At 72.6% G+C, this 24,334-nt stretch carries 24 protein-coding genes; 6 read left to right on the top strand and 18 right to left on the bottom strand.

Features of this window, described 5'->3' with window-relative positions:
• Window positions 1-151: 151 nt before the first annotated feature.
• The 11 genes from OG521_29635 to OG521_29585 all read right to left on the bottom strand — a co-directional run bounded on the left by OG521_29635 (window position 152) and on the right by OG521_29585 (window position 10,542).
• Complete coding sequence (locus tag OG521_29635; GenBank protein ID WUW24703.1) at window positions 152-1,219, bottom strand: aromatic ring-hydroxylating dioxygenase subunit alpha; 1,068 nt, start codon at window positions 1,217-1,219, stop codon at window positions 152-154.
• 7 nt (window positions 1,220-1,226) lie between these two features.
• Window positions 1,227-1,457, bottom strand: a complete 231-nt coding sequence (locus OG521_29630) for a hypothetical protein (GenBank protein ID WUW24702.1) — start codon at window positions 1,455-1,457, stop codon at window positions 1,227-1,229.
• A 37-nt stretch (window positions 1,458-1,494) separates the two neighbouring features.
• On the bottom strand, window positions 1,495-2,457 hold the full coding sequence (locus OG521_29625) for a PDR/VanB family oxidoreductase (GenBank protein ID WUW24701.1): 963 nt from the start codon (window positions 2,455-2,457) through the stop codon (window positions 1,495-1,497).
• Window positions 2,454-4,124, bottom strand: coding sequence for a thiamine pyrophosphate-binding protein (locus OG521_29620; protein WUW24700.1), 1,671 nt, complete (start codon window positions 4,122-4,124; stop codon window positions 2,454-2,456). Before OG521_29620 ends, OG521_29625 begins: the two co-directional genes overlap by 4 nt.
• Window positions 4,125-4,156: 32 nt before the next feature.
• Window positions 4,157-4,942, bottom strand: a complete 786-nt coding sequence (locus OG521_29615; GenBank protein ID WUW24699.1) for an SDR family oxidoreductase — start codon at window positions 4,940-4,942, stop codon at window positions 4,157-4,159.
• Between the two features lie 168 nt (window positions 4,943-5,110).
• Complete coding sequence (locus OG521_29610; GenBank protein ID WUW24698.1) at window positions 5,111-5,869, bottom strand: SDR family oxidoreductase; 759 nt, start codon at window positions 5,867-5,869, stop codon at window positions 5,111-5,113.
• Entirely contained in the window at window positions 5,869-6,384 is a 516-nt protein-coding gene (locus tag OG521_29605; protein WUW26844.1) for a cupin domain-containing protein, read from the bottom strand. The genes OG521_29610 and OG521_29605 overlap by 1 nt, the downstream gene beginning before the upstream one ends.
• 48 nt (window positions 6,385-6,432) lie before the next feature.
• On the bottom strand, window positions 6,433-7,230 hold the full coding sequence (locus tag OG521_29600; protein WUW24697.1) for an alpha/beta hydrolase: 798 nt from the start codon (window positions 7,228-7,230) through the stop codon (window positions 6,433-6,435).
• Entirely contained in the window at window positions 7,227-8,066 is an 840-nt protein-coding gene (locus OG521_29595; protein ID WUW24696.1) for a DUF108 domain-containing protein, read from the bottom strand. Before OG521_29595 ends, OG521_29600 begins: the two co-directional genes overlap by 4 nt.
• On the bottom strand, window positions 8,063-9,031 hold the full coding sequence (locus tag OG521_29590; protein ID WUW24695.1) for a VOC family protein: 969 nt from the start codon (window positions 9,029-9,031) through the stop codon (window positions 8,063-8,065). Before OG521_29590 ends, OG521_29595 begins: the two co-directional genes overlap by 4 nt.
• A gap of 29 nt (window positions 9,032-9,060) precedes the next feature.
• The gene (locus OG521_29585; GenBank protein WUW24694.1) at window positions 9,061-10,542 is read right to left on the bottom strand and encodes an aldehyde dehydrogenase; all 1,482 of its coding nucleotides are present in this window, start codon (window positions 10,540-10,542) and stop codon (window positions 9,061-9,063) included.
• Window positions 10,543-10,853: 311 nt separating this feature from the next.
• Here OG521_29585 and OG521_29580 point away from each other — a divergent pair, with 311 nt between their 5' ends.
• Window positions 10,854-12,314 (top strand): MFS transporter, encoded by a 1,461-nt coding sequence (locus OG521_29580; GenBank protein ID WUW24693.1) that lies wholly within the window; start codon window positions 10,854-10,856, stop codon window positions 12,312-12,314.
• Between the two features lie 19 nt (window positions 12,315-12,333).
• Here the strand turns inward: OG521_29580 and OG521_29575 are convergent, their stop codons facing one another.
• Complete coding sequence (locus tag OG521_29575) at window positions 12,334-12,669, bottom strand: chorismate mutase (GenBank protein ID WUW24692.1); 336 nt, start codon at window positions 12,667-12,669, stop codon at window positions 12,334-12,336.
• 11 nt (window positions 12,670-12,680) lie between these two features.
• Entirely contained in the window at window positions 12,681-13,571 is an 891-nt protein-coding gene (locus tag OG521_29570) for an AraC family transcriptional regulator (GenBank protein ID WUW24691.1), read from the bottom strand.
• 223 nt (window positions 13,572-13,794) lie between these two features.
• Here OG521_29570 and OG521_29565 point away from each other — a divergent pair, with 223 nt between their 5' ends.
• From OG521_29565 to OG521_29555, 3 genes are all read left to right on the top strand, one after another.
• Entirely contained in the window at window positions 13,795-15,597 is a 1,803-nt protein-coding gene (locus OG521_29565) for a beta-galactosidase (GenBank protein WUW24690.1), read from the top strand.
• 65 nt (window positions 15,598-15,662) lie between these two features.
• On the top strand, window positions 15,663-16,571 hold the full coding sequence (locus OG521_29560) for a hypothetical protein (protein ID WUW24689.1): 909 nt from the start codon (window positions 15,663-15,665) through the stop codon (window positions 16,569-16,571).
• A gap of 54 nt (window positions 16,572-16,625) precedes the next feature.
• Entirely contained in the window at window positions 16,626-17,639 is a 1,014-nt protein-coding gene (locus OG521_29555) for an ankyrin repeat domain-containing protein (protein ID WUW24688.1), read from the top strand.
• A 96-nt stretch (window positions 17,640-17,735) separates the two neighbouring features.
• Here OG521_29555 and OG521_29550 read toward each other — a convergent pair whose 3' ends face one another.
• The 5 genes from OG521_29550 to OG521_29530 all read right to left on the bottom strand — a co-directional run bounded on the left by OG521_29550 (window position 17,736) and on the right by OG521_29530 (window position 21,992).
• A complete protein-coding gene (locus OG521_29550) occupies window positions 17,736-19,352 on the bottom strand; it encodes a DEAD/DEAH box helicase (GenBank protein ID WUW24687.1) in 1,617 nt (538 codons plus the stop codon).
• 262 nt (window positions 19,353-19,614) lie between these two features.
• Entirely contained in the window at window positions 19,615-19,818 is a 204-nt protein-coding gene (locus OG521_29545) for a cold-shock protein (GenBank protein WUW24686.1), read from the bottom strand.
• Between the two features lie 294 nt (window positions 19,819-20,112).
• Complete coding sequence (locus tag OG521_29540) at window positions 20,113-20,724, bottom strand: TetR/AcrR family transcriptional regulator (protein WUW24685.1); 612 nt, start codon at window positions 20,722-20,724, stop codon at window positions 20,113-20,115.
• Window positions 20,725-20,786: 62 nt separating this feature from the next.
• Window positions 20,787-21,293 carry a pyridoxamine 5'-phosphate oxidase family protein gene (locus OG521_29535; GenBank protein WUW24684.1) on the bottom strand — a complete coding sequence of 169 codons (507 nt, stop codon included), beginning with the start codon at window positions 21,291-21,293 and terminating at the stop codon, window positions 20,787-20,789.
• A gap of 111 nt (window positions 21,294-21,404) precedes the next feature.
• Entirely contained in the window at window positions 21,405-21,992 is a 588-nt protein-coding gene (locus OG521_29530; protein WUW24683.1) for a HutD family protein, read from the bottom strand.
• A 132-nt stretch (window positions 21,993-22,124) separates the two neighbouring features.
• Here OG521_29530 and OG521_29525 point away from each other — a divergent pair, with 132 nt between their 5' ends.
• Both OG521_29525 and OG521_29520 read left to right on the top strand, forming a co-directional pair.
• The gene (locus tag OG521_29525) at window positions 22,125-23,048 is read left to right on the top strand and encodes a rhomboid family intramembrane serine protease (GenBank protein ID WUW24682.1); all 924 of its coding nucleotides are present in this window, start codon (window positions 22,125-22,127) and stop codon (window positions 23,046-23,048) included.
• 36 nt (window positions 23,049-23,084) lie between these two features.
• Window positions 23,085-24,329, top strand: a complete 1,245-nt coding sequence (locus OG521_29520) for an SLC13 family permease (GenBank protein ID WUW24681.1) — start codon at window positions 23,085-23,087, stop codon at window positions 24,327-24,329.
• Window positions 24,330-24,334: the final 5 nt, after the last annotated feature.

The following is a 24,334-nucleotide window of genomic DNA, read 5'->3' as shown; positions in this document are numbered from 1 at the left end:
GGTGTCCTCAATCGCCGGACGGGCTTGATTTGGGCACTGTTGCCCCGGGTGCACGTGTCCTCAATCGCCGGACGGGCTTGATTTTTGCCGGTGTCCGGCTTGAGCGTGCCGGTGGCGGGCTGTGCTGCCGGCGATTGAGGACCCGAGGCGGTCAGGCCTTCGTTGCCTGTGCTTCCGCCTCCGTGCGGTACATGCGGCGGACGCGGACCACGCCCAGGTCGTGCTGGTAGAGGTTCTCCGCCTGGTCGGCGTCCGTGCGCAGGTCCTCCAGCATGATGCGGTCCTGTTCGAGGACCTCCCAGTGGCGGTCCTCCAGGAGCGTCTTGTAGAGGAAGCGCCAGGTGTCGCGCTGCCAGTCCGTGACCTTGCGGTAGCGCCAGAAGAAGACGGCGCAGCGGTTCTCGTCGATGGGCGTGGCCATGCCGACGATGCCGAAGGGTCCGCCGGGGCCGGCGGTCGGCGGGTACGGGATGGTGAGGTCGACCCAGTCGACGCCGGTGCGGCAGAGTTCGACCCAGTCGAAGTTGACGCCGGTCTGGTCGGTCTTCTCGAAGAAGAAGCCGCGCTCGGTCTCCCGGATGCGGAAGCGTGCGGTGGTCTGGCCCTCGGCCATGCTGTGCGAGTCGCGGTGGAGAAACGATCCGTGCATGGGGTCGAGGAGGTTCTCCACCGCGTAGCGCCAGTTGACGTTCCACTCGGCGTAGCAGAGGAACGCGGAGGTGCCGGGGTCGGTGAGGGGTTCGGGAAGTACGAGCGGTGCCGGTTCGGGGTGCTCCTCGTCGCCGAAGTAGGCGAGGATGCCGCCGCCGGTCTCGATGACGTGCGGGGCGGCGACGAGCTGCTTGCCTTCGAGGTTGCAGCCGGGCAGGCCGGGGACGGCGGCGACGGTGCCGGTGCCGTCGACCTGGACGCCGTGGTACCAGCAGGCGATGCGGTCGCCGAGGTGCTTGCCGAGGGAGAGGCGGGCGCCGCGGTGGGGGCAGCGGTCCTCCAGCATGTGGAGGGTGCCGTCGGCACGGCGGAAGAGGACCCATTCCTCGCCGAGGAGGGTGAGGCGCTTCATGCCGCCCGCGGGGACGAAGCCGGAGGGGCAGACGGCGTACCACTGGTTGCGGATGCCGGTGGCGAAGAGCTTGTCGGCGGTGCGCCGGCCGGGGCGGGCGACCTCGGAGGGGCGGGTGGGGGTGCCCGGGTCCGCGGTGGTGGTGTCGGTGGTCATGATCGGCTCACGCTCCCAGTCGTCGCATCTCGTTGCGGAAGGTTTCCTCGGTCCACGGGGTGCCGTCGGGTGCGGGCAGGTCGCGGGCGTTGAGTCCGGCGACGAGGCCGGGCAGGTCGTGGGCTCCGCTGCCGAAGACCTCTTCGATCACCGCGGCGAGCTTCTTCTCGTACGGGGTGGGCTCGGTGGTGCGTGCCTGGTTCGGGTCGAGGTACTGCGGGGTGGTCGGGGTGGTCATGTCCGCATCCCTTCGGTAGGGGTTCGTTCGGAGGGGTTCAGAGGTCGAGTACGAGGCGGGGGGTCCGGGCGCGGGAGACGCAGAGCATCATCGAGGCGCCGGCTTCGCGTTCGGTGTCGGTGAGCAGGAAGTCGCGGTGGTCGGGGGTGCCTTCGAGGACCTTGGTCTCGCAGGTGCCGCAGATGCCGTCGCGGCAGGAGGAGGCGACGGGGATGCCCGCGCTCTCCAGTGCGTCGAGTGCGGAGGTGCCGGGAGCGACCTCGACGGTGCGTCCGGTGCGGGAGCAGACGAGGTCGAAGGCGCTGTCCGCGCCGTCGCGGGGTGCGGCGGCGGGTGCGGCGAAGCGTTCGGTGCGGGCGCCGGGGTGGCGTTCCTCGACGGCGGCGAGGAGGGGTTCGGGTCCGCAGCAGTAGACCTGGGTGCCGGGGGCGAGGTCGCCGAGGAGGGTGTCGAGGTCGAGGTGGCCGTGTTCGTCCTGCGGGACGAATTCGACTGTGCCGCCCGGGAGTCCGGCCAGTGCGGTGAGTTCGGCGCCGAAGGCCAGGGAGGTGCGGGTGCGGCCGCCGTGGACGAGGCGCCACGGGGTGCCGGTGCGGGCGGCCTCGCGGGCCATGGCGAGGAGCGGGGTGATGCCGATGCCGCCGGCGATGAAGAGGTAACCGGTGGCGTCGCCCGCCGGGTCGAGCTCGAAGTGGTTGCGGGGACCCTGGACATGGAGGGTCTGGCCGGGGCGGAGCTGGGTGTGGACGTGGGCGGAGCCGCCGCGGGAGGCGGGTTCGCGGAGGATGCCGATGCGCCAGCGGGTGGTGTCGTCGGGGTCGGAGCACAGGGAGTACTGGCGGATGTGTCCGCCGGTGTGCACGTCGATGTGGGCGCCGGGCCGCCAGGCGGGGAGCGGGTCGCCCGCGGGGTGGACGAGTTCGATGCTCAGGACTCCGTCGGCCTCCCAGGTCATGCGGTGGACGAGCAGGTCGAGCCGGGGTTCCTCGGCGGGCGTCATGACGGGTTGCCTCCTTCTCCTGAGGTATCGGTGGCGGTCGCGGGGAGCTTGACCGGCGGGGTGAACGGGGTGTTCATCGGGCCGAGCGCGGCGAGGTCGATCTCGACGAGGGTGGGGCCGGGGGACGCGGTGGCGGCCCTGATGACGGGTCCGGCGTCGGCTTCGGCGGCGATCCGGGCGTACGGGAGGCCGACGGCGGCGGCGAGGAGGGCGAAGTCGGGGGTGGTGAGGTCGACTCCGGAGCGGCGGGGGAAGTGGTTGTCCTGCATGTTGCGCAGGACGCCGTAGCCGCCGTCGTTGAAGACGAGGAGCGTGAGGTCGGGCTTCTCCTGGGCGAGGGTGAGGAGTTCGCCGAGGTGGACGGCGAGGCCGCCGTCGCCCGCGATGACGACGGTGGGGGTGGAGGGGCGGCCGAGTGCGGCGCCGATGCCCATGGCGAGGCCCTGTCCGATGCCGCCGCCGCGGGGGAACACGTTGGTGGCCGGGTCGGTGATCTCCAGGAGCCGGTTTCCCCAGGTGGAGGAGGGGATGGTGACGTCGCGGGCGATGACGGAGCCGGGCGGGCAGGCGTCGCGGATCGCGTCGTTGACGGCGGCCTGGGGTCCGATGGCGTGGCGCTGTGCGGTGCGGGCGTCGGTGCGGGCCCTGCGTACGCGGTCCGGCCAGCTCGTCTCCGTACCGCCGCTGGTGACGCGTCCCAGGAGTGCGGCGAGGACGGTGGCGGCGTCGCCGTGGAGGGCGCAGGTGGCGGGGTACACGCGGCCGGGGGCTGCCGGGTCCAGGTCCAGCTGGATGTGGACGGGCGGGAGTCCGAGGCTGTAGTCGGCGGTCTCGTTGGAGCGGAAGTGGGTGCCGATGGAGAGCAGGACGTCGGCCTCGGCGAGCAGGGCGCGGCCGGCGGGTGCGGTGGCGTAGTTGCCGAGGACGCGGTCGTCGGATTCGGGGACGGAGCCGCGGCCGGAGTTGGAGGTGACGAGTCCGGCGTTCAGTGCGTCGAGGAGCGCGGCGAGTTCGGGGCGGGCGCTGTTGGCTCCGCCGCCGGCCCAGACGAGGGGGCGGCGGGCGGCGGACAGCAGGGCGGCCGCTTCGTCGAGGAGTGCCGGGTCGGGCAGGGCGGGGACGGCCGGCTTCGGCACGGGGGTGCCGGTGAGCTGCTGGGGGGCGAACTGCAGGTCGATGGGCCATTCGACGCTGACCGGGCCGTGCGGTGCGGTGAGGGCGCGGGCCGCCGCGTCGCGGAGGATGTCGCCCGCGTCCACGGCGTCGGTGACGGTGACGGCGTGGGTGGAGACCGCGCGGAGCATGCCGAGCTGGTCCTTGGTCTCGTGGATGAAGCCGCGTCCGGAGCCGAGGTGTTCGCTGTCGATCTGTCCGGTGATGTGCAGGACGGGGGTGCCGGAGCTGAGGGACTCGATGAGGGAGCCCGCGGCGTTGCCCGCTCCCGTGCCGGTGCTGGTGAGGGCGCAGCCGAGGCTGCCGGTGGCGCGGGCGTAGCCGTCGGCGGCGTTGACCGCGGCGGCTTCGTGGCGGACGGGCACGAAGCGCAGGTCGCGGTCGACGGCTTCGACGAGCGGCAGGTTGTGCACGCTGACGATGCCGAACACCGTGTCGACGCCGAGTCCGCGCAGCGTCTCGACGAGCAGGTCGCCGCCGTTGGGTGGGGTCATGTCGGGTGCTCCTGGGTCTCTGGGACGGGGGGTTACGCGATGGCGCGGTTGACGCCGCCGCAGACGTCGACGGTGGTGCCGGTGATGTACGAGGCCCTGGGTGAGAGGAGGGCGGTGACGGCGTACGCGACTTCGCCGGCGTTGCCGAGGCGGCCGAGCGCGATGCCTCGGTCGGCGGCGAGGCCGGTCTGCCAGGCGGTGTAGTCGAGTGGGCTGCCGGAGGCGGCGTAGCGGCGTTCCCACTGTCCGGTGTCGATGAGGCCGAGGCAGACGGAGTTGACGCGGATGCCGTCGGGGGCGAGTTCCTTGGACAGGGAGGTGGAGAGGTTGAGGATGCCGGCGCGGGCGGCGCTGGTGGTCATCAGCGCCGTCTCGGGCTGTTTGGCGAGGACGGCGTTGATGTTGACGACGGAGGCGTGGCCGGCGGCGCGGAGGTGGGGCAGGGCGGCGTTGAGGGGGTTGAGGACGCCGAAGAACTTGAGTTCCAGTTCGTCGCGCCAGTCGTCGGCGGTGGTCTCGGCGAAGGGTTTCATCCGGGAGGCGCCGGCGTTGTTGACGAGGCCGTCCAGCCCGCCGAGGTGGTCGGCGGCGGCCTCGGTGAAGGCCTGTACGGCGGCTTCGTCGCGGACGTCGCAGGGGGCGTGGTAGAGCACGTCCGGGCCGGCGAGGCCGTCGAGGGCCCGGGCGAGGGCGTCGGCGCGGCGGCCGCAGGTGGCGACGTGGGCGCCCTCTTCCAGCAGCATGCGGATGGTGGCGAGGCCGACGCCGGAGCTGCCGCCGGTGACGAGGATGCGGTGGCCTTTCAGGCGGAGGTCCATGGGGTTCCTTGCGGGTTGGGGGCGGGGTGCGGGTGCGGGGGCTCCGCGGGGCACCGGAACCCCGGTGCGGGGGTGTCCTCAATCGCCGGACGGGCTTGAAGGTTGTGCCGGACCGGCTTGGAGGTTGCGCCGGACCGGCTTGGATGTGTGCCGGACCGGTTTCGTTTCTCACTGCATCGTGAAGCCGCCGTTGACCGCGAAGGTCTGGCCCGTGATGTAGCCGGATTCGTCGCCGATGAGGAAGGCGATCAGGCCGACCAGGTCGGCGGGTTGCTGCGGGCGGGAGATCGCCCGGTTCAGGCGGTACAGCTCGTGGCGTTCTGCGGGGATGTCCACGGCGGACTCCCCCTCCGTGAGGCCGGGGGCGACGGCGTTGACGGTGATGCCGAAGTCGCCGGTCTCGCGTGCCATGGCCCGGGTCAGGGAGATCACGGCGCCCTTGGAGGCGATGTAGTGGGCGAGCCGGGGCGATCCGTACAGGGCGGCGTCCGAGGCGAGGTTGACGATGCGTCCGCTGCCGTGGTCCCGCATGAGCGGGAGGAGGGCGCGGGCGACGAGCCAGGGGCCGCGGGCGTTGACCGTCATGATGCGGTCCCAGGCCTCGACGTCGATCTCGTGGAACGGTTTGCCGCCCACCGCGTTGGCGAGGCCGGCGTTGTTGACCAGTCCGTACAGCCTGCTGCCGTCCTCGGCGAGGGTGGCGGCCAGTGCGGCGGTGGAGGCCGGGTCGGCGACGTCGAGCGGGTGGAAGTCGGCGGTGATGCCCTCGGCGCGCAGTTCCTCGGCGGCCTGCGTGCCGGTCGTCGCGTCGAGTTCGGCGATGACGACGCGGTGGCCGTCGTTGCCGATCCGGCGGGCCGCGGCCAGTCCCAGGCCGCGGCCGGCGCCGGTGACGACGACCGTACGGGGGGTGTCGTCGGCGGCCATCAGTCGCGGGTGATGCCGTGCATCGGGGAGTGCTCGGGGTAGGTGGGGACCTGCGGCTTCCGGGTGCCGATGATGACGCAGAACAGGGCGTCGGTGTCGCCCTCGTTCTTCAGCGAACGGGCCACTCCGGCGGGGACGACGATCATGTCGCGGTAGCCGAGGGTGCGGTATTCGGCCTCGTCGGAGCCGCGGTGGATGCCGACCCTGACCTGGCCCTCCAGGACGAAGAAGGCCTCCTCGACGTCGTGGTGGGTGTGCTCGGGGCCTTCGGCGCCCGGCGGGAGCAGCATGTTGGAGAGGGTGAAGCCGCCGGACGGGAGGATGCGGTTGTCGTTCTCGTGGTTGCCGGTGGCGCCGGAGCCGACGTAGCGGATCTGGGCGCGCCGGTACTGGGCGCCGGCCTTCTCCTGGAAGGAGAGGGTGTTCCAGTCGGGTTCGCGGGAGTCCTTGGTGGCGATGAGGGAGTCGGTGAACTTCGCGAGGTCGCCGTCGGTCTCGTACGGGGTGTTGTCGATGGGCACGGGTGCTCCTCGGTTCGGTGGTGGGGGTTGGGGGTGGCGTCGTTACGCGGGGACGCGGGCGACGACGTGGAGGTGGGCGCGGACCCAGGCGTTGAAGGCCTCGGGGCGTTCCTGGTTGGCGAGGTGTCCGGCGCCGGAGAGGGTGACGTAGACGGACTTGGTGAGTCCGCCGGCGATGGCCTGTGACTCGTCGGTTCCGGTGACGGTGTCCTGTTCGCCGCACAGCACGAGGGCCGGTGCGGTGATGGCGGGCAGGTCGTCGGTGAGGTCGGCCTCGGCCATGGACGCGGCGGCGTATCCGTAGCCGGGGCTGCGGACGGAGGAGGCCATGGTGGCGACGACGCGTGCGACGAGCGCGGGGGGTGCGGCGGCGGAGACGAGGCGTGGTCCGCGGGCGGCGGCGAACGCCTCGGGGCCCTGGGCGGCCAGCTGTTCGGCGCGTCCGCGCATGGCCGTCGCCCTGTCCGGGTCGGTCCCGGAGCCCCGGCTGGAGTCGGCGACGACGAGCGAGGCGACGAGGTCCGGGTGGCGGGTGGCGAGGCGCAGCGCGATGACGCCGCCCCAGGAGACGCCGAGGACGTGGGCGGGGCCGCCGTGGGCGCGGATGAGGGCGGCCGCGGTGTCGGCGTAGCCGTCGAGGCCGGGGGCGTGGCCGGGGTCGGCGGAGTCCGCGTAGCCCGGGGCGTCCCAGGCCACGACCCTTACCTGGTCGGCGAGTTGGTCCAGTTGAGGGGCGAAGGCGGCGGACGAGGAGCCGATGCCGTGCAGGCAGAGGAGCAGCGGGGCGGCGGGGTCGCCGGCCTCCCGCGTGTGCACCCCGGCAACGGTGGCGGCGGTCACAGGATCTGTCCTGCCCGGCCGACGACGGCGCCGAGGCTGCGGAGCACGGCGTGCGGGACGACCTGGCTGGTGGCGGGGTTGGCTTCGTCGGGCCGGTGGGCGACCTCGAAGCGGTAGCTGCCGTGCGGTCCGGCCGCCTCGATGACGTGCCGGGTGAGGGTGGCGGCCGGGTCGGCGACGACGACGACCTCGACGAGTGCGGGGTCGCCGGTGGCGAGGGCGACGGACGCGGCGACGTTGGTCGACTTGGGGAACTTGACGGGTACGTCGCGTGCGGTGCCGCGCATCACCTCGACGGGTCCGGCGGCGGTCCGCAGCCGCTCGGTCAGTTCCGCGTCCATCCACGGCTGGTGGAGGGTGGCGGGAAGCTTGGTGGTGGTGAGGGTGACGGAGGTGAGGGGGCCGAGTCCGCGGACGGCCTGGAGGAGGTCGAGTCCGCCGACGGCTCCGCCGGTGAAGTAGACGCGTCCGGGTCCGGCGGCGCGCAGCCGGCCGGTGAGTTCGGGGTCGACGAGAGCGCCGGTGGAGGCGATCAGCAGGTCGGCGCCGCTGTTCAGGACGCGTTCGGCCCATTCCCGTACGACGGCCTGGCCCGCTGCTTCGACGATGAGGTCGCAGACGGTGAGGGCGTCCTCGAAGGACAGCTGGGGTGCGGGGGCGTCGACGAGGGGCCGGTTGTCGATGATGCAGGTGAGTTCGGCGCCGGGGATGTGTCCTTCGGCCAGTGCGGTGCCGACGACGCGTCCGATGGCTCCCCAGCCGACGAGGCCGATACGGCGCACGGGGCGGGCGGGGCGGGCGGAGGCGTCCGGCCGGGGGGTGAGGGTGGCGGTCATGCGGTCACCTCTTCCGGTGCGTCGGTGGGGGTGGTGGTGAGGGGGCCGGGGTCGGGTGTTCCGGCCATGTGGCGGCGGATTCCGGGCGAGGGCGGTCCGGCGGTTCCCCAGAGGTCGGAGAGGTCGGGGGTGCGGCGCCAGACCTTGGCGATCCAGGCGTCCTCGACGATCTGCGCGACCTCGGAGGTGTATTCGCAGACGAGTCCGGCGGGGTCGGTGAAGTAGGAGAAGGTGTTGTTGCCGGGGCCGTGCCGGCCGGGCCCCCACTGGGGGGTGATGCCGTGGTGGCGGAGGCGGCCTAGGCCGCGCATGAAGTGGTCGACGGATGTCATCTCGTACGCGACGTGGTTGAGGGAGGTCCACTCGGCCTGGTTGAACGCGATGCAGTGGTGGTCGGCGTTGCAGCGCAGGAACGCCATCTGGTGTTCGGACCAGTCGGAGACGCGCAGGCCGAGGACCGAGGTGTAGAAGGCGACGGCGGCGTCGATGTCCGTGGTGTTGAGGACGGTGTGGGTGACGCCGACGGGGACGGCGGCGTCCCGGCCGCGCGGGGTGACGGCGTGGGTCTGGGCGCTGAGTTCGATCAGCCGGCCCTCGGGGTCGGTGAAGCGGAGTCCGTAGCCGCCGCCGACCTGGTCGAGGGGTCCGGGTCCGGCGACCGGGACGATGGAGCGGGCCAGGAGCCGGCGGGCGGCCTCGTCGATCTCGGCGGGGGTGGCGACGGCGAAGGTGATGCGGCCGAGGCCGTTCTGCTCACCGCGGGCGAGGTGGAGGACGTGGTGCTCCTCGCCGGTGCCGCGCAGCCAGGTGGCGTCGTGTTCGCGTTCGACGGGTTCCAGGCCCCAGACCTCGGCGTAGAAGTCGGCGGACTCGGTGAGGGCGGGGGTGCGGAGCTCGACGGAGCGCAGGGCGCGCAGCCGGGCGACGGGTTCGGGCAGCGGGTGTGGGGTGTTCTCGTACGGCATGGGGGGCTCCGGCTTCTTCTCGCTCGGCTTCACTGGGCGGCCCAGGGCAGCGGGGTGGTGTCGGTGGCCCAGTAGAGGGACTTCTGCCGCTGGTAGCCGCGGACGAGGTCGCGGCCCTTCTCGGTACCGATCCCGCTGTCCTTCAGCCCGCCGAACGGGGTGGAGATGCTGAACTGCTTGTACGTGTTGATCCAGACGGTGCCCGCGTCGATGCGGCGGGCCAGGCGCCAGGCGCGGGCGTGGTCGCGGGTCCAGATGCCGCAGGCCAGTCCGTAGACGCTGTCGTTGGCCAGGCCGACGAGGTCGTCCTCGTCGTCGAAGGGCAGGGCGACCAGGACCGGGCCGAAGATCTCCTCCTGGCAGACGCGGGCGGTGTGGGGCAGGCCGTCCAGGACGGTGGGGAGGTAGTAGGCGCCGTCGCGGTAGCGCTCGCCTTCGGGGGCCGCTCCCCCGCAGCGGACGGTGGCGCCTTCCTCGCGGGCCAGGTCGACGTAGGCGGCGACGCCGTCGCGGTGCTTGTGGTGGACGAGGGGGGCGACCTGGGTGTCGGGGTCGGTGCCGGGTCCGACGCGCAGTTTCTCGGTGCGGGCGACGAGTTCGCCGAGGAACTCGTCGTAGCGGGAGCGGGCGACGAAGAGCCGGGAGCCGGCGATGCAGCTCTGTCCGGTGGAGGAGAAGACGCCGTACATGACGCCGGCGACGGCCTGTTCCAGGTCGGCGTCCTCCAGCACGATCGTCGGGGACTTGCCGCCGAGTTCGAGCGAGACGGGGATGAGCTTGTCGGCGGCGACGTGGGCGAGGGTGCGGCCGGTGGCGGTGCCGCCGGTGAAGGTGATCTTCCCGACGGCCGGGTGGCGGACGATCGCGTCGCCGATGACGCTGCCGCGGCCGGGCAGCACGGACAGCAGGGCGGTGGGCAGTGCGGCCTCGGTGAGGGCCTGGTGGACCAGCCGGCCCAGCGCGAGGGCGACGAGCGGGGTCCATTCGGCGGGCTTGAGGAGGACGGCGTTGCCCGCGGCGAGGGCGGGGGCGAGCTTCTGGGCGTCGCTGGCGATCGGCGAGTTCCAGGGGGTGATCGCGCCGATGACGCCGATGGGTTCGTGGACGCTCATCGTGACGTACGGGCCGCGGGACGGGGTGAGGGCGTCCTCGGCGGTCTCCAGGGCGGCGGCGGTGTAGCGGAAGGTGCCGGCGGCGCTCAGGACGAGGGCGCGGGTCTCGGTGCGGCACTTGCCGGTGTCGGCGGTCTGCAGGGCGGAGAGCCGGTCGGCGCTCTGCTCGACGAGGTCGGCGATCCGGTGGAGCAGCCGGGCGCGGAGGTGAGCGGGGAGGGTGCGCCAGGCAGGGTCGTGGGCGGCGCGGGCGGCTGCGGTGGCGGCCTCCTCGACGTCGTCGAGGGATGCGGCGTGCACGGTGGCGATGACCTGGCCGGTGGCCGGGTCGACCGTCTCGATGAGGGCGCCACGGCCCTGCCGCCACTGCCCCGCGACCAACACCTCGTCGGCAAGCATCAGTTGGCCTCCTGCGATCGAATCGGTTACCTCAGGCCTAAAAATCTAAGTGCTTAAGTAATTCCCCGCAAGCCCCCTCGGCAAAATCTCCTTTTGCCTCCGGAGGGGTTGACGGCCACCAGTCCCGGCCGGATAAAACTTAAGCACTTAAAAGCTAGGCACTTACAGAGGTCAGTGGGTGATCTCACGGGCTCACGAGCATCGGGCGGCCGTTCCCACCCGTACGCTCAGCTCATCCCCGTCCCCTCTGCGACCCCGTACACCTGGCTCCCCAACCGCTCCGGCCCCACGCGGAGCAGGAGGAACCCTGGATGAGCACCGACACCGCGCAGGGCGCCGAACCGGATCCCTTGCCGGCCGGCCCCACCGAAACCGCCCTCACCACCCGCGCCGGCATCGCCGCCCGCTTCGAGCGCCTGCCGCTCTCGCGCTGGCACGTCACCGTCCGCCTGATCGTGGGCGTCGTCACCTTCTTCGAGGCGTTCGACCAGCTGCTGATCGCCTACGCGCTGCCCGAGCTCCGCGACGAGTGGCACCTGACCACGGGTGACGCCACCGCGGTCCTCACGGTCGGCTCGGCCGGCATGCTCGTCGGCGCCCTGCTCTCGGGACGGCTCGCCGACCGCTACGGCCGGGTGAAGGTGATCGCGTACTGCGTGGCCGCGTCCGGTCTGGCGAGCCTGGCCCTCACCGCCTGCACCTCGCTCACCCCGTTCCTGGCCCTGCGCTTCCTCCAGGGGCTCGCGATCGGCGGCGAGGTGCCGGTGGCGGCCGCCTTCATCAGCGAGATCACCCGGAGCTTCAAGCGGGGCCGCTTCGTCCTGCTGTACGAACTCGTCTTCCCGGCCGGCCTCACCGTCGGCGCCCTGGTGGCGGCCTGGGTGGTCCCGGCGGCGGGCTGGCGCGTGATGTTCGCCGTCGCCGCCGTACCCGGGCTGCTGGCCTTCCTCGTCCAGCGCAGGGTGCCGGAGTCCCCGCGCTGGCTCGCGGACCGCGGCCGGCTCACGGAGGCCGACGCGGTGATGAGCGGGATCGAGGCGAAGGTGTCGGCGGCCACCGGGCAGCCCCTGCCCCCGCCGGTGGCCGCCCCGGCCGCGCCCGCCCCCTCACCCGCACCGGCCGCCGGGACCGCCACCCCCGCGGAACGCGCCGCGACGGGTGTGCGCGGCCTGTTCACCGGCCGCTACCGGCGCCGCACCCTGGTCGTCGGCGCGATCTGGTTCACCGGCTACTTCGTGAACTACGGCGTGACGTCCTGGCTGCCCAGCATCTACAAGGACGAGTACGGCCTCGGCCTCTCCGACGCCCTGCTCTACTCCACCGTGACCTCGGTCGCCGGACTGCTCGGCTGCCTGTTCGTCGCCCTCACCGTGGACGTGCTGGGCCGCCGCCGGATCTTCGCCGTCTGCCTCGGCGCCTCGGCCGCGCTCCTGCTCACCCTGGCGGCGCTCGGCGCCCACTCCCCCGTACAGGTCCTGATCTGGACCTCGCTGTCCGCGGTCGGCTTCTTCGGCTCCAACATCTGCCTCTACCTGTACACACCCGAGCTGTACCCGACCCGGATGCGCGCCCTCGGCTGCAGCGTCGGTGGCGCGGTCAACCGCCTCGGCGTGATCCTCGGCCCGATCCTGGTGGGCGTCGTCTACGCGGCGAACGACAGCGTCGTCGCCGTGTTCGTGATGCTCGGCGCGGTGGCCGTGATCGGCGCGGTGGTGGCGGGGACCCTGGCCGAGGAGACGGCCAACCGGCCACTGGAGGAGATCTCCCCCTGAGGCCCCCGGGCCGGGACCGCTACTCCCCCGCGCCGCCCGTCCTGCTCGCCGACTCCTCCGCGATCCGCTCGTGGTGGCGGATGACCTCGGCCACGATGAAGTTCAGCAGCTTCTCCGCGAACGCCGGGTCCAGGTGCGCGCTCTCGGCCAGCTGACGCAGCCGGGCGATCTGCCGGGACTCCCGGTCCGGATCGGCCGGCGGCAGCTGGTGGGCGGCCTTGAGGTGGCCGACCTGCTGGGTGCACTTGAAGCGCTCGGCCAGCATGTGGACGACTGCCGCGTCGATGTTGTCGATGCTCTCGCGCAGCCGGTTGAGTTCGGCGCCTACGGAATCGTCGATGTCGCTCGTGGTCATGGTCAGCGAGCTTAGACGCCGGGCTGCTGGATGATCGTCGGAGGGTGTTCCGGGTCCGGGACCCGGTCGCTCCAGCCGCCCGGCACACTGCGGCCCTGCTGCTCGCGGAAGCGGACCGGGGCCATGCCGACCCGGCGGGCGAACAGCCGGGAGAAGTACGCCGGATCGTCGTAGCCGACGCGCCGGGCGACCGCCGCGACCGGCAGGTCACCGGTGGCGAGGAGCTCCTTGGCGCGGCCGAGCCGGATGGTGAGGAGGTAGTCCTTCGGGCTGCAGCCCGCCCCCCGCCGCACCGCCGTGCGCAGTTCGGCGGGTGTCATGCCGTGCCGGGCCGCGTGCTCGGCGACGGACAGCGGCTGGAACGCGTCCCTGGCCAGGGCGTGCAGCACCGGGTCGCCGTCCGGGCCGACATCGGCCCTGGCCCGGCGCAGCGCGACGAGCAGTTCGTGGACGGCCGCGCCGGTCTCCACCTCCAGCAGCGGATTGCCGCGCCGGGCGGCCCGGACCATCCGGCCGATGGCGGCGCGCGGTGCCGCGGTGTCGGACAGCGGGACGAGGGGGCGGTCCGGTTCGATGTAGCCGAGCTCGGTGTACGTGGTGGTGGCGGGCCCGGTGAAGTCGACGAAGCTCTCGTCCCAGCCGGTGGCCGGGTCGGCGCCGTAGTGGTGCGGGGTGCCGGGGGTGAGCCAGATCAGGCTGGGCGCGGTGACGGGGACCCGGCGGCCGTCCGGCCCGGCGAACCATCCGCTGCCCGTGTGCACGACGACGGCCACGTGGTGGTCCAGGGTGCGGGGGCCGACGGTCGGCAGCGTGCCGTGCTGCAGGCCGACGCCCAGACAGACCAGGCCGAGGCGGTGGTGCAGCGGGCTCGGCGTGAAGAAGCGCATCCAGGTGTGGTACATCGGCCCTCGCTCCTGTCCGCTCCCGTGTGACGTGCGGCGTCGTGTGCTGTGTCCAAACAGCAGTGATCTTTGTCCATGGACCGGCCGCACGCCAGGGGGTGAGGCTGGCCCGTGACCTTCCTCCCGGGTTCGCCCGCTCCGTCACCCGTACCGCACACGGCCCGTACCGGGCCGCGGAGCGCGGCGTGGCCCGGGACCGCGCGCACAGGAGAGAACGAGCACGATGGCTGACTTCACCGTGGGGGACGACCACTTCCGGCTCGACGGGAAGCCCGTACGGCTGCTGTCGGGGGCCCTGCACTACTTCCGGGTGCACGAGGCGCAGTGGGACCACCGGCTGTCGATGCTGCGGGCGATGGGCCTGAACTGCGTCGAGACGTACGTGCCGTGGAACCTCCACGAGCCGCGGCCGGGCGAGTTCCGGGACGTCCCGGCGCTCGGCCGGTTCCTGGACGCGGCGCACCGGGCCGGTCTGTGGGCGATCGTCCGCCCGGGTCCGTACATCTGCGCGGAGTGGGAGAACGGCGGGCTGCCGGCCTGGGTGACCGGGCGGTTCGGCCGGCGGGTGCGGACCCGGGACGCCGGCTACCTGGACGCGGTGCGGCGTTGGTTCGACGAGCTGCTGCCGCAGGTGGCGGAGCGGCAGACCGGCCGCGGCGGTCCGGTGATCATGGTGCAGGCGGAGAACGAGTACGGCAGCTACGGCACCGACGCCGTCCATCTGCGCCAGGTGGCCGATCTGCTCGTCGCGCACGGGCTGAGCGTTCCGCTGTTCACCTCCGACGGGCCGGAGGACCACATGCTCACCGGTGGTTCGGTGCCCGGACTGCTCGCGACGGCGAACTTCGGGTCGGGGGCGCACGAGGCGTTCCGGGTGCTGCGCCGCCACCAGCCCGCAGGTCCGCTGATGTGCATGGAGTTCTGGTGCGGCTGGTTCGAGCACTGGGGTGCGCCGCCGGTCGTACGGGATCCGGCGCAGGCCGCCGGTGCGCTGCGGGAGATCCTGGAGTGCGGGGCCTCGGTGAACATCTACATGGCGCACGGGGGGACGAACTTCGGCGGCTGGGCGGGCGCCAACCGGGCCGGCCCGCTCCAGGACCAGGAGTTGCAGCCGACGGTGACGTCGTACGACTACGACGCGCCGGTCGACGAGTACGGACGGCCGACGGAGAAGTTCCGTCTGTTCCGTGAGGTCCTCGCGCAGTACGCGGACGGGCCGCTGCCCCCGCTGCCGCCGGAGCCCGTGGGGCTGACGCCGGTGCGGGCCGCGCTGACCGAGTGGGCACCGCTGCCCGCCGTGCTGGAGGCGCTGGGCGACGAGGAACGGGCGGAGTCCGGCGTGCCGCCCACGTTCGAGGAGTTGGGGGTGGACCGCGGTCTGGTGCGCTACCGGGTCGCCGTGCCGGGTCCGCGCCGCCCCTACACCCTGGGGATCTCGGGCCTGCGCGACCGGGCGGTGGTGTACGTGGACGGGGTCCGCAGGGGCGTCCTGAGCGAGGAGGACAGCACCCTGCCGGAGCCGGTGGCCGGGCCCGCCGATGTGGAGCTGTGGGTGGAGTCGCTGGGCCGGGTCAACTACGGGCCGCGCCTGGGCGAGCCGAAGGGGATCACCGGAGGTGTGCTGCACGAGCGCCAGTTCCTGCACGGGGTGCGGGCGCGGGCGCTGCGGCTCGACGCGTTCGACGAACCGGCCGCGGTGGCGGGTGTTCCGTTCGTGCCGGTCGACGGGTCCGGGGGGACGGGTCTGTACCGGGGCACGTTCGAGGCCGGGGACGTGTCGGGGACGGGGCACGCCGGGCTCGAACTGCCGGGCTGGACGCGTGGATTCGTCTGGGTGAACGGCTTCTGCCTCGGGCGGTACTGGGCGGCGGGCCCGCAGCGCACCCTGTACGTGCCGGGTCCCGTGCTGCGCGACGGGGTCAACGAGGTGTGGGTGCTGGAGCTGGAGGGTGCGGCGGCACCGTACGTGTCGCTGGGGCCGGGGGTGCCGGTGCGGGCGCCCGTGCGGGCGGCCCCGGACGCCTGACGCGTCCCGCCCGCCGCGGTCTACAGTGGTGCGGAGTCGAGCGCCACGGCGCGGGGGGGAGGGACATGTCGGACAGCCCCCACGGCAGCCCGGTGGTGCACGGTTTCCCGCATCTGGCCACCGTCCGCTCCGCGATCACCGCGCTGTACCGCCGCCTCTCCTACGACGGCGTGCACCGCTTCGCCCCGAGCCTCGCCCCCGCCGACGCGGCGTTCGCCGACGCGGACGACCTGCATCTCGGTGCGCAGCGGGTGGCGCGGGCGATGGTGCAGCACCTGCGGCTGCCGGATGCCCGGATGATCGTGGCGTTCCGTGCGATGGAGCATGCGGGAAGCGTCGAACTCGCGGCGGGGCCGGAGTACTTCATCGAGCTGAACGACCGGTTCCGCACCCATCGCCGGGACATCGGCGCCGCGTTGTCGCACGAGGTCATGCATGTGCTGCTGCACCGGCTCGGCCTGGAGTTCCCGGGCACCCGGGACAACGAGATCCTGACGGACACGGCGGCGGCCTATCTGGGGGCCGGCTGGCTGCTGCTGGACGCGTTCCGGGAGGACGCCACGTCCAGCCAGAAGCTCGGCTACCTCACCCCGGAGGAGTTCGGGTACGTGCTGGCCAAGCGGGCGCTCGCCTTCGACGAGGACCCGTCGCCGTGGTTCACCAGTCCGCAGGCGTACACGGCGTACACCAAGGGCCGGGCGCAGGCCCTGCGGGAGAGCACACAGCCGCCGCTGACGGCCGCGGGCTGGGCGGGCCGCCGCCGGTACGCCAAGGACCGGCGGTACGCGCAGGACCATCCGGGCGCGGTTACGGGCCCGGGGCCGGAGGTGCCGTACTCCTTCGAGTCCGGCGGGGACGGGCTGCGGGTCGCGTTCGCCTGCCCGACCTGCCACCAGCGCAACCGGGTTCCGGTGCGCGGCCGGGTGCGGGCGCGGTGCGCGCTGTGCAGGACCGTGCTGGACTGCACGACCTGAGAACGGCCCGCTCCGGGCAAGTGGCCTTGCCGCGCGGCGTATTACAGTCGAAATGTGACAGAAGATCCGATGGCGGCAGCAGCGGGCGGACACCGCCTGTTCGATGCGTTGTACGAGGGTGAGAACGCCGTCGTACGGCTGCTCCGCAGCGGTGTGTCCGCCGAGTCGGTGGACGAGGACGGTGCGAGCGCGCTCTATCTGGCGGCGGTGTCGGACCGTCCGGGGGTGGTGCGGCTGCTGCTCGCAGCGGGCGCGGACCCGGACCGGGCCTGTGGTCCGGAGGCGGGCGACCTGCCGCTGTGCGGGGCGGCGTGCGGCGGGCACACGGAGGTGGCCGAGGCACTGCTGGCGGCCGGTGCGCGGCCGGATCTGCGGGAACAGTTCGGGTTCACGGCGCTGCGCTGGGCGGTGGGGCTGGGTCACGCGCGGACCGCCGAGGTGCTGCTGGCGTACGGCGCCGATCCCTGTCTGCCGGGCCCCGAGGGCGAGTCGCCGCTGCTGCTGGCGGCCCGGCGGGGCTCCCTGCCGACGGTCCGCGCCCTGCTGAGGCATGGTGCGGGAGCGGTGGAGGGTGCCGTCGAGGAGGCGCTGGGCGAGGCGCGGCGCATGCTGGACACCGACCTGGAGCAGGAGATGCGGGCGGGTCTGCGGGAGTTGTACAGGGACGCGTACGACGTGGTGGTGCGCCGGACCGTGGTCGACGACGGGGAGACGCTGACCGTCGAACTCGTCCGCGAGGGCCGGCCGGCCGCCGGCCGGGACCAGCAGACGGGGCACGGTGCGATCGCCACGGTCCTGGAGGCGGAGCTGGGTGTGCGCGCTTCCTTCGAGGAACTGGCGCGACGGGCGCTGCGGTCCGGGGGCCCGGGGCTGGACAACTGGCAGGCATCGGCGGAGGCGCTGTGCGGGCGCGGCGACGAGGAGACCCGCCAGGCGGCGGCCGCGTGGTGTGCGAGCGGTGAGCCGTTGCTGCGGGAGTTCGGCGCGGAGGTGCTGGCGGGGCTGGATGCACGCCTTCCGGGGACGCTGCCCCCGGATGCCGGCTCCTCAGTCACCGGAGAGGCCTGATTCCAAGCCCGTCCGGTGTGCGAGGACGGAAGCGGCACGGCGGGCGAACCCGCGCGACGCTCCGTCCTCGCACACCGGACGGGCCGAAGACCCCGGTTACGCCGCGCGGCGTCCGCGCGAGGGCGCACCGCTGCGGCCGGTACCGCCCGAGCGGCCCGTGCCACCGGCACGACCCGCTCCGCCGGTGCCCTGCGCGCCGCCGCCACCGGCAGCACCCGCGCCGCCGGAGCCACCGCGGCGGCCACGGCCACGGCTGCCCGAGCGGAAGCCGCCACCGGTGCCCGTGCCCGCACCACCCGCGCCGGAGCGCGTGCGCGGCTTCGGCTGGGTGGGCTGCGGGACCTCGATCACGATCGCGACGCCGGACGGCTCGCGTGCCCCGGTGATCCGGGTGAGCTCCTCGTCGCTGGACTTGATCCGGGTGGTGCGCGGCGCGATGCCCGCGTCCTGCATCAGCCGGGTCATCTCCCGCTTCTCCTCGGGCAGCACCAGCGTGACGACGCTGCCGGACTCCCCGGCGCGCGCCGTGCGCCCGCCGCGGTGGAGGTAGTCCTTGTGGTCGGTGGGCGGGTCCACGTTGACGACCAGGTCGAGGTCGTCGACGTGGATGCCACGGGCCGCCACGTTCGTCGCGACGAGCGCGGTGACCTGGCCGTTCTTGAACTGGTCCAGGGTCCGGTTGCGCTGCGGCTGCGAACGGCCGCCGTGCAGCGCGGCAGCCCGTACGCCGCTGGCGAGCAGCCGCTTGGCGAAGCGGTCGGCGGCGCGCTTGGTGTCGACGAACATGATGACGCGGCCTTCACGGGCGGCGATCTTCGTGGCGACGGCCTTCTTGTCGGTCTCGTCGATCACGTGGAGCACGTGGTGCTCCATGGTGGTGACGGCACCGGCGGACGGGTCGACGGAGTGCACGACGGGGTCGGTCAGGAACATCTTGACCAGCCGGTCGATGTTCTTGTCCAGGGTGGCGGAGAACAGCATCCGCTGTCCGCCCTCCTCGACCTGCTTGAGCAGGGCGACGACCTGCGGCATGAAGCCCATGTCGGCCATCTGGTCGGCCTCGTCGAGGACCGTGATGGCGACGTCGTCCAGGCGGCAGTCGCCGCGCTCGATGAGGTCCTTGAGGCGGCCCGGCGTGGCGACGAGCACCTCGGCGCCGCGGCGCAGGGTGCCGGACTGCTTGCTGATCGACATGCCGCCGACGACGGTGGCCATCCGCAGGTTGACCGCGGTGGCGTACGGCGTCAGCGCGTCGGTGACCTGCTGCGCGAGCTCACGGGTCGGGACGAGGACGAGCGCCAGCGGTGCCTTCGGCTCGCAGCGGCGTCCGGCGGTGCGGGCCAGCAGCGCGAGGCCGAAGGCGAGGGTCTTGCCGGAGCCGGTGCGGCCGCGGCCGAGGATGTCCCGGCCGGCCAGCGAGTTCGGCAGGGTGGCGCCCTGGATCGGGAACGGGTCGGTGACGCCCTGCGCGGCAAGGGTTTTCAGCAGGGCGGCGGGCATGTCCAGCTCGGCGAACGCCTCGACGGCGGGCAGTGCGGGGGTCATGGTTTCGGGCAGGGCGAACTCACCCTGCGGCGGCGTGGCCCTGCGACGGGGTGACGCCTTGCCGGATCCCTTGCCGGAACCCTGTGCGGTTGCCTTTGCCTGGGCCGTGCCACGCCCCCTCGACGGGCGATTGCGGGCGGGACGGTCCTGACGTTCGGAGCGGGTCATACGGAATTGCCCTCCTGGGGGATTCCTGGGGAACTACGTGGGACTGCTGGGGACTGCTCAAGAATTCCGGGTCCGCGCGGATCTGCGGAGGTGACCGCTGCGCACGGAGCGCGGAGCTCTCTCGGGCACCCGGGGTGCTTCGTCGCACCCGGTGCGGGGCGCCGGTCCGGCGCCCGTCTTTGCGTTGCTTCCCAGGGACAGCACAAGCCGGGACCCGCACCTTCACGGTGCGGGCCCCGGCTGCGAGGTACGCGTCCGGCAATTAGGCCGGGACGATGTTCTCCGCCTGCGGGCCCTTCTGGCCCTGCGTGACGTCGAAGGAGACCTTCTGGCCCTCCTGGAGCTCACGGAAGCCCTGGGTGGCGATGTTGGAGTAGTGGGCGAAGACGTCGGCGCCGCCGCCGTCCTGCTCGATGAAGCCGAAGCCCTTTTCCGAGTTGAACCACTTCACGGTTCCAGTAGCCATGTCATTCTCCTAAAACAGGTGCAGTGCCGGAAATCCGCACTTTACGAATTCCAAGTCGCCGCATTGAGCCCCACCCGGAGAAAGCCGGAAAACAATAAAGCGCCTGAGGAAGCATTCCCGTCAGGCGCACATAAAGTTCATGGGTACCAAAACTGCAACCGGACCACCGTAGCACGATCTGCCGACCAGCGGTGGAACGCGCCACGCCGCCGGCCGGCGGATATCCGTGCGAACCCTTGGGGCGTCCGGCCCGGAGCCGTTCGGGGCGCGGGTGGATTTCCCGCCCCGGCCGGTTCAGCCGCGCAGGGCGATCCCGTCCAGGACCATCGAGAGGTACTGCCGGGCGATTTCCTCGGGGCTGTGCCGGCCGCCCGGCCGGTACCAGGAGGCGGCGACCCAGACGGTGTCGCGGACGAACCGGTAGGTGAGGCGGATGTCGAGGTCGGCGCGGAAGGTCCGGTCGGCGACGCCGCGCTCCAGGGTGCCGAGCCAGGCCTTCTCGAACCTCTGCTGGGACTCGACCAGGTAGTGGAACCGCGGCTGGGCCGCCAGGTGCCCGGACTCCTTCTGGTAGATGGCGACGGCGGCCCGGTGCCGGTCGATCTCGCGGAAGGACTCGGTGACGAGCGCCTCGATGGTCTCCCGGGGGCCGAGCCCGGCGCCGAGGACGGTGTCGTACCCCTCCCACAGTTCGTTCAGGAAGGTGGAGAGGATCTCGTCGAGCATCGATTCCTTGGAATCGAAGTGGTAGTAGAGGCTGCCCGCGAGCATGCCGGCCTCGTCCGCGATCCTGCGGACGGTGGTGGCGTTGTATCCCTGGGCGGCGAACACCTCGGCGGCCGTGGCGAGCAGTTCGCCGCGGCGCTCGGGCGAGGGGGTCGCCTGGGGCTTCTTCTTGGTAGGCACCCGCCCATTCTCCGCCCGGCGGGCGGCGCGGCGGACACCGCGTCGCCCGCCTCCCGCAGCGGTCAGGGCGCGGTGGACGCCGGCCCGTCGTCGTTGCCCCGGCGGATCGTGCGGAGCGGGTGACCCGGACGCCAGGTCCGGATGAGCAGGGTGTCGCCCCCTTCGAGCCCGATGCGCACCACCTCGGTCAGCTCGACCCGGAAGAGGTGGAAGGGTTCCGGCGGCTTCACCTCGGCGATGAAGCGGGCGAGCACCTCGGGGTCGGTCACCTCCACCGCGCGTCCCGAGATCCGCACGTCGCCGTCGGCCATCTCGGCGTCCGGGCCCGGGTTGGCCTGCACCGCGAAGCGGGGGTCGCGGCGCAGGTCCAGCGCCTTGCGCGAGTTCGGCATCATGCCGAGGAAGGGCTCGCCGAGCCGGAAGTCCACCTCCAGGCCGGTGACCCGCGGCGAGCCGTCGCTCCGGAGGGTCGCCAGGACGTGGTGCTTGTACTGCTCGAACCGCTGTCGCACGGTGTCGGCGAAGTCCGGCTCCGCCGACCGGAAATCTGCCCAGGAGGATGAGGTCATGGCTCCATGGAACCCGGGAAACCCGACATCTTCTGTCCGGATTCCGCGAGGACGGTGCGGACCACCCGATCGGATGCCCGGCGGGCAGCCCCCGGGGTACCGCCAGTACCGCTACCGGCCGCCGGTCTCGTCACCCGACAGGGTGACCAGCGCCGCGTATCCCTGCGTCCGCAGTACGCAGGACGCCTCCCTGCTCCGCAGCAGCACCGCGTCGTAACGGCCGAGCACGGTGTCCGTCCCGTCGACGACGGCGCCGTCCTCGATCGCCACGGCCAGCACCGCCCCGCCCTCCGGCGCCGCCAGCCGCAGGGTGCCGCGCACCACCGCCGTCTCCGCCCGGACCCGGTCACGGCGGTACATCACGTTGAGGTTCACGACCGGGCCCGCCAGGAGCCGGCCGTCGGTGTCCAGGTCGCCCGGGAAGTCGTGCGGCCAGTACGGCTCGTCGACGATGTGGTGCTCGCCGCCCACCATCAGGTCCATCCCGGCCCCCTCCACCACGGTCAGGGTGCGGTCGACGCCCGGGAACACGGAGAACGGCCCGTCCGCCGCCACGTCCGCCAGGCTGACCCGCCAGTCGAAGGCGCCGGTCGTGGCGCCGGGGGACGCGGCGATCTCCCGGGTGACGCCCCCGCCGTTCTTCCACGCCAGCGGTGTGCGGCCGGCCGCGCGCAGGATCCGGAAGGCCTCGGCGGTCATCAGGGGGCTCCGATCGTCGGGGGTGGGGGAACCCGAGCCTAAACCCGGGTGTGTACCCCTCCCCCGGGTTCGCTATCTTGATCGCCGCCGCCCCACCGGCTTCTTGTCCGTACACCGATGAAGGAGCCGGCCATGGAAGCCGCCGTCACCACGTGCTACCGCCACCCGTCGTACGAGACGTATGTGAGCTGCACCCGCTGTGAGCGCTTCATCTGCCCGGACTGCATGCGCGAGGCCGCCGTCGGCCACCACTGCGTGGAGTGCGTGAAGGAGGGGCGGCGCTCGGTGCGGCAGGCGCGCACGGTGTTCGGCGGCGCGGTGTCCCGGGACGCGGTGCCGCTCGTCACCTACGTGCTGATGGGCCTCAACATCCTGGCGTACCTGGGCGAGCTGGTCCGGCCGGGGATCGTCGACCGGTTCGCGATGACGGGTGCCGGGCTGACCGGCCCGGACGGCGCCCAGTACGTCTACGTGGACGGCGGATTCCCCGGATTCGACGTGACCGGTGTGGTCGACGGTGAGTGGTACCGGCTGCTGACGGGGGCCTTCCTGCATCTGCCGCCGGGCGAGTCCTCCTTCGGCTCGCTGCCGTTCGGCGTGCTGCACATCGCCTTCAACATGTACGCGCTGTGGAATCTGGGCCGGGTCGTCGAGGAACAGCTGGGGCGGGCCCGCTATCTGGCGCTGTACCTGCTGTCGGCGCTGGGCGGCTCGGTCCTGGTGTATCTGATCGCGCCGCTCGACTCCTCGGTGGGCGCGTCCGGTGCGGTCTTCGGTCTCGCCGCGTCGTTCTACGTCATCAGCCGGCGGCTGGGCCGGAACATGCAGGCGGTGAACCGGTTCCTGGCCGGGTTCCTGATCTGGATGGTGATCTCCGCGGGTTTCACCTCGTGGCAGGGGCATCTGGGCGGGCTGCTGACCGGTGCGCTGGTCACGGTCGTCTACGCGTACGCCCCGGCGCAGCGCCGCACGGCGGTCCAGGCCGCCGGGTGCGTGGTGCTGCTGGCCGTGCTGGTGCTGCTGGTGGTCCTCAAGACGTCGGCGCTGACGGGCTGAGCGGGGAGCGGTTCCGCGGTCTGACACGATGACCGCATGCGGAACGATCACTCCACGCCGCGGCCCGGCGGCGGGAGCGCGGCTGTGCTGTCATCCCTGGTCCGACGGCTGCACCCGCTCGACTGGCTGGCGGCCGGGCTGCTCCTGGCGGGACTGCTCGCCGCGGTGACCGGGCTGCTGCCCGCCGGCCCGGCGGCCGATCAGATGCGGCGGATCGGGCCGCTGCTGGCGTTCCTGGCCACCGTGATCGTGATGGCGGAGCTGGCGGGCCGGGCGCAGGTCTTCGATGTGGTGGCGGCCTGGGTGGCACGGGCCGGCCGGGGCCGTTACGCGCTGCTGTTCGGGCTGTGCGTGGCGTTCGCCTCGCTGACCACGATCACCCTGAACCTGGACACGACCGCGGTCCTGCTCACGCCGGTGATGCTGGCGCTGGGGACCCGGGTGGGCATCGCCGGGGTGCCGTTGGCGATGACGACGGTGTGGCTGGCCAACACGGCGAGTCTGCTGCTGCCGGTGTCGAACCTGACGAATCTGCTGGCCGCGGACCGGGTGGCGCTGTCGCCGGCCGGTCTGGCCTCGGTGATGTGGCTGCCCCAGCTGGCGGCGATCGGGGTGACGGCGCTCTGTCTGTGGGTGTTCTACTGGCGCCGCGGCCGGCGCGGGGCGGAGCGCTACACACCGCCCGCCCTGCCGGTGCCCGGCGATCCGGTGCTGCTGCGGATCTGCGCGGTGGCGTGCGTCGGGTTCCTGGTGGCGATCCTGGCGGTGGATGTGCCGCTGTGGTCGGCGTCGCTGGCCGCGATGGTGGTCGTGGTGGCGGCGTTCGCGGTGCGGCGCCGGGAGGAGCTGCGGCTGTCGCTGGTCCCGTGGCGGCTGCTGGTACTGGTCCCGGGGATGTTCCTGGTCGTGGAGACGGTCAACGCGCACGGGCTGCACGAACTGCTGGTGCGGGCGCTCGGCTCGGACAACGGCTTCCTGGGCATGCTGCGGTCGGCCGGGGTGGGTGCGGGGCTCGCCAACGTGCTGAACAACCTGCCTGCGTACGTGGCGGGCGAGGCGGTCATCCCGGCGGGGAACCACGACCAGCTGCTGGCCCTGCTGATCGGGGTCAACGCGGGTTCCGTCGTCACTCCGTGGGGTTCGCTGGCGACCCTGCTGTGGTTCGAGCGGTGCCGTCAGCAGGGGACGCGGATCGCGTTGGGGCGGTTCGTCCTGACGGGTCTGGTGCTGGCGGTGACGGCGACGGCGGCCGCCACCTGCGCGCTGGCTCTGGTCACCTGAGGCAG

This window comes from Streptomyces sp. NBC_01463, assembly GCA_036227345.1.
Classification (GTDB): domain Bacteria; phylum Actinomycetota; class Actinomycetes; order Streptomycetales; family Streptomycetaceae; genus Streptomyces.
The sequence above is the reverse complement of the archived record's forward strand: the minus strand, read 5'-3'. Positions and strand labels throughout refer to the sequence as shown.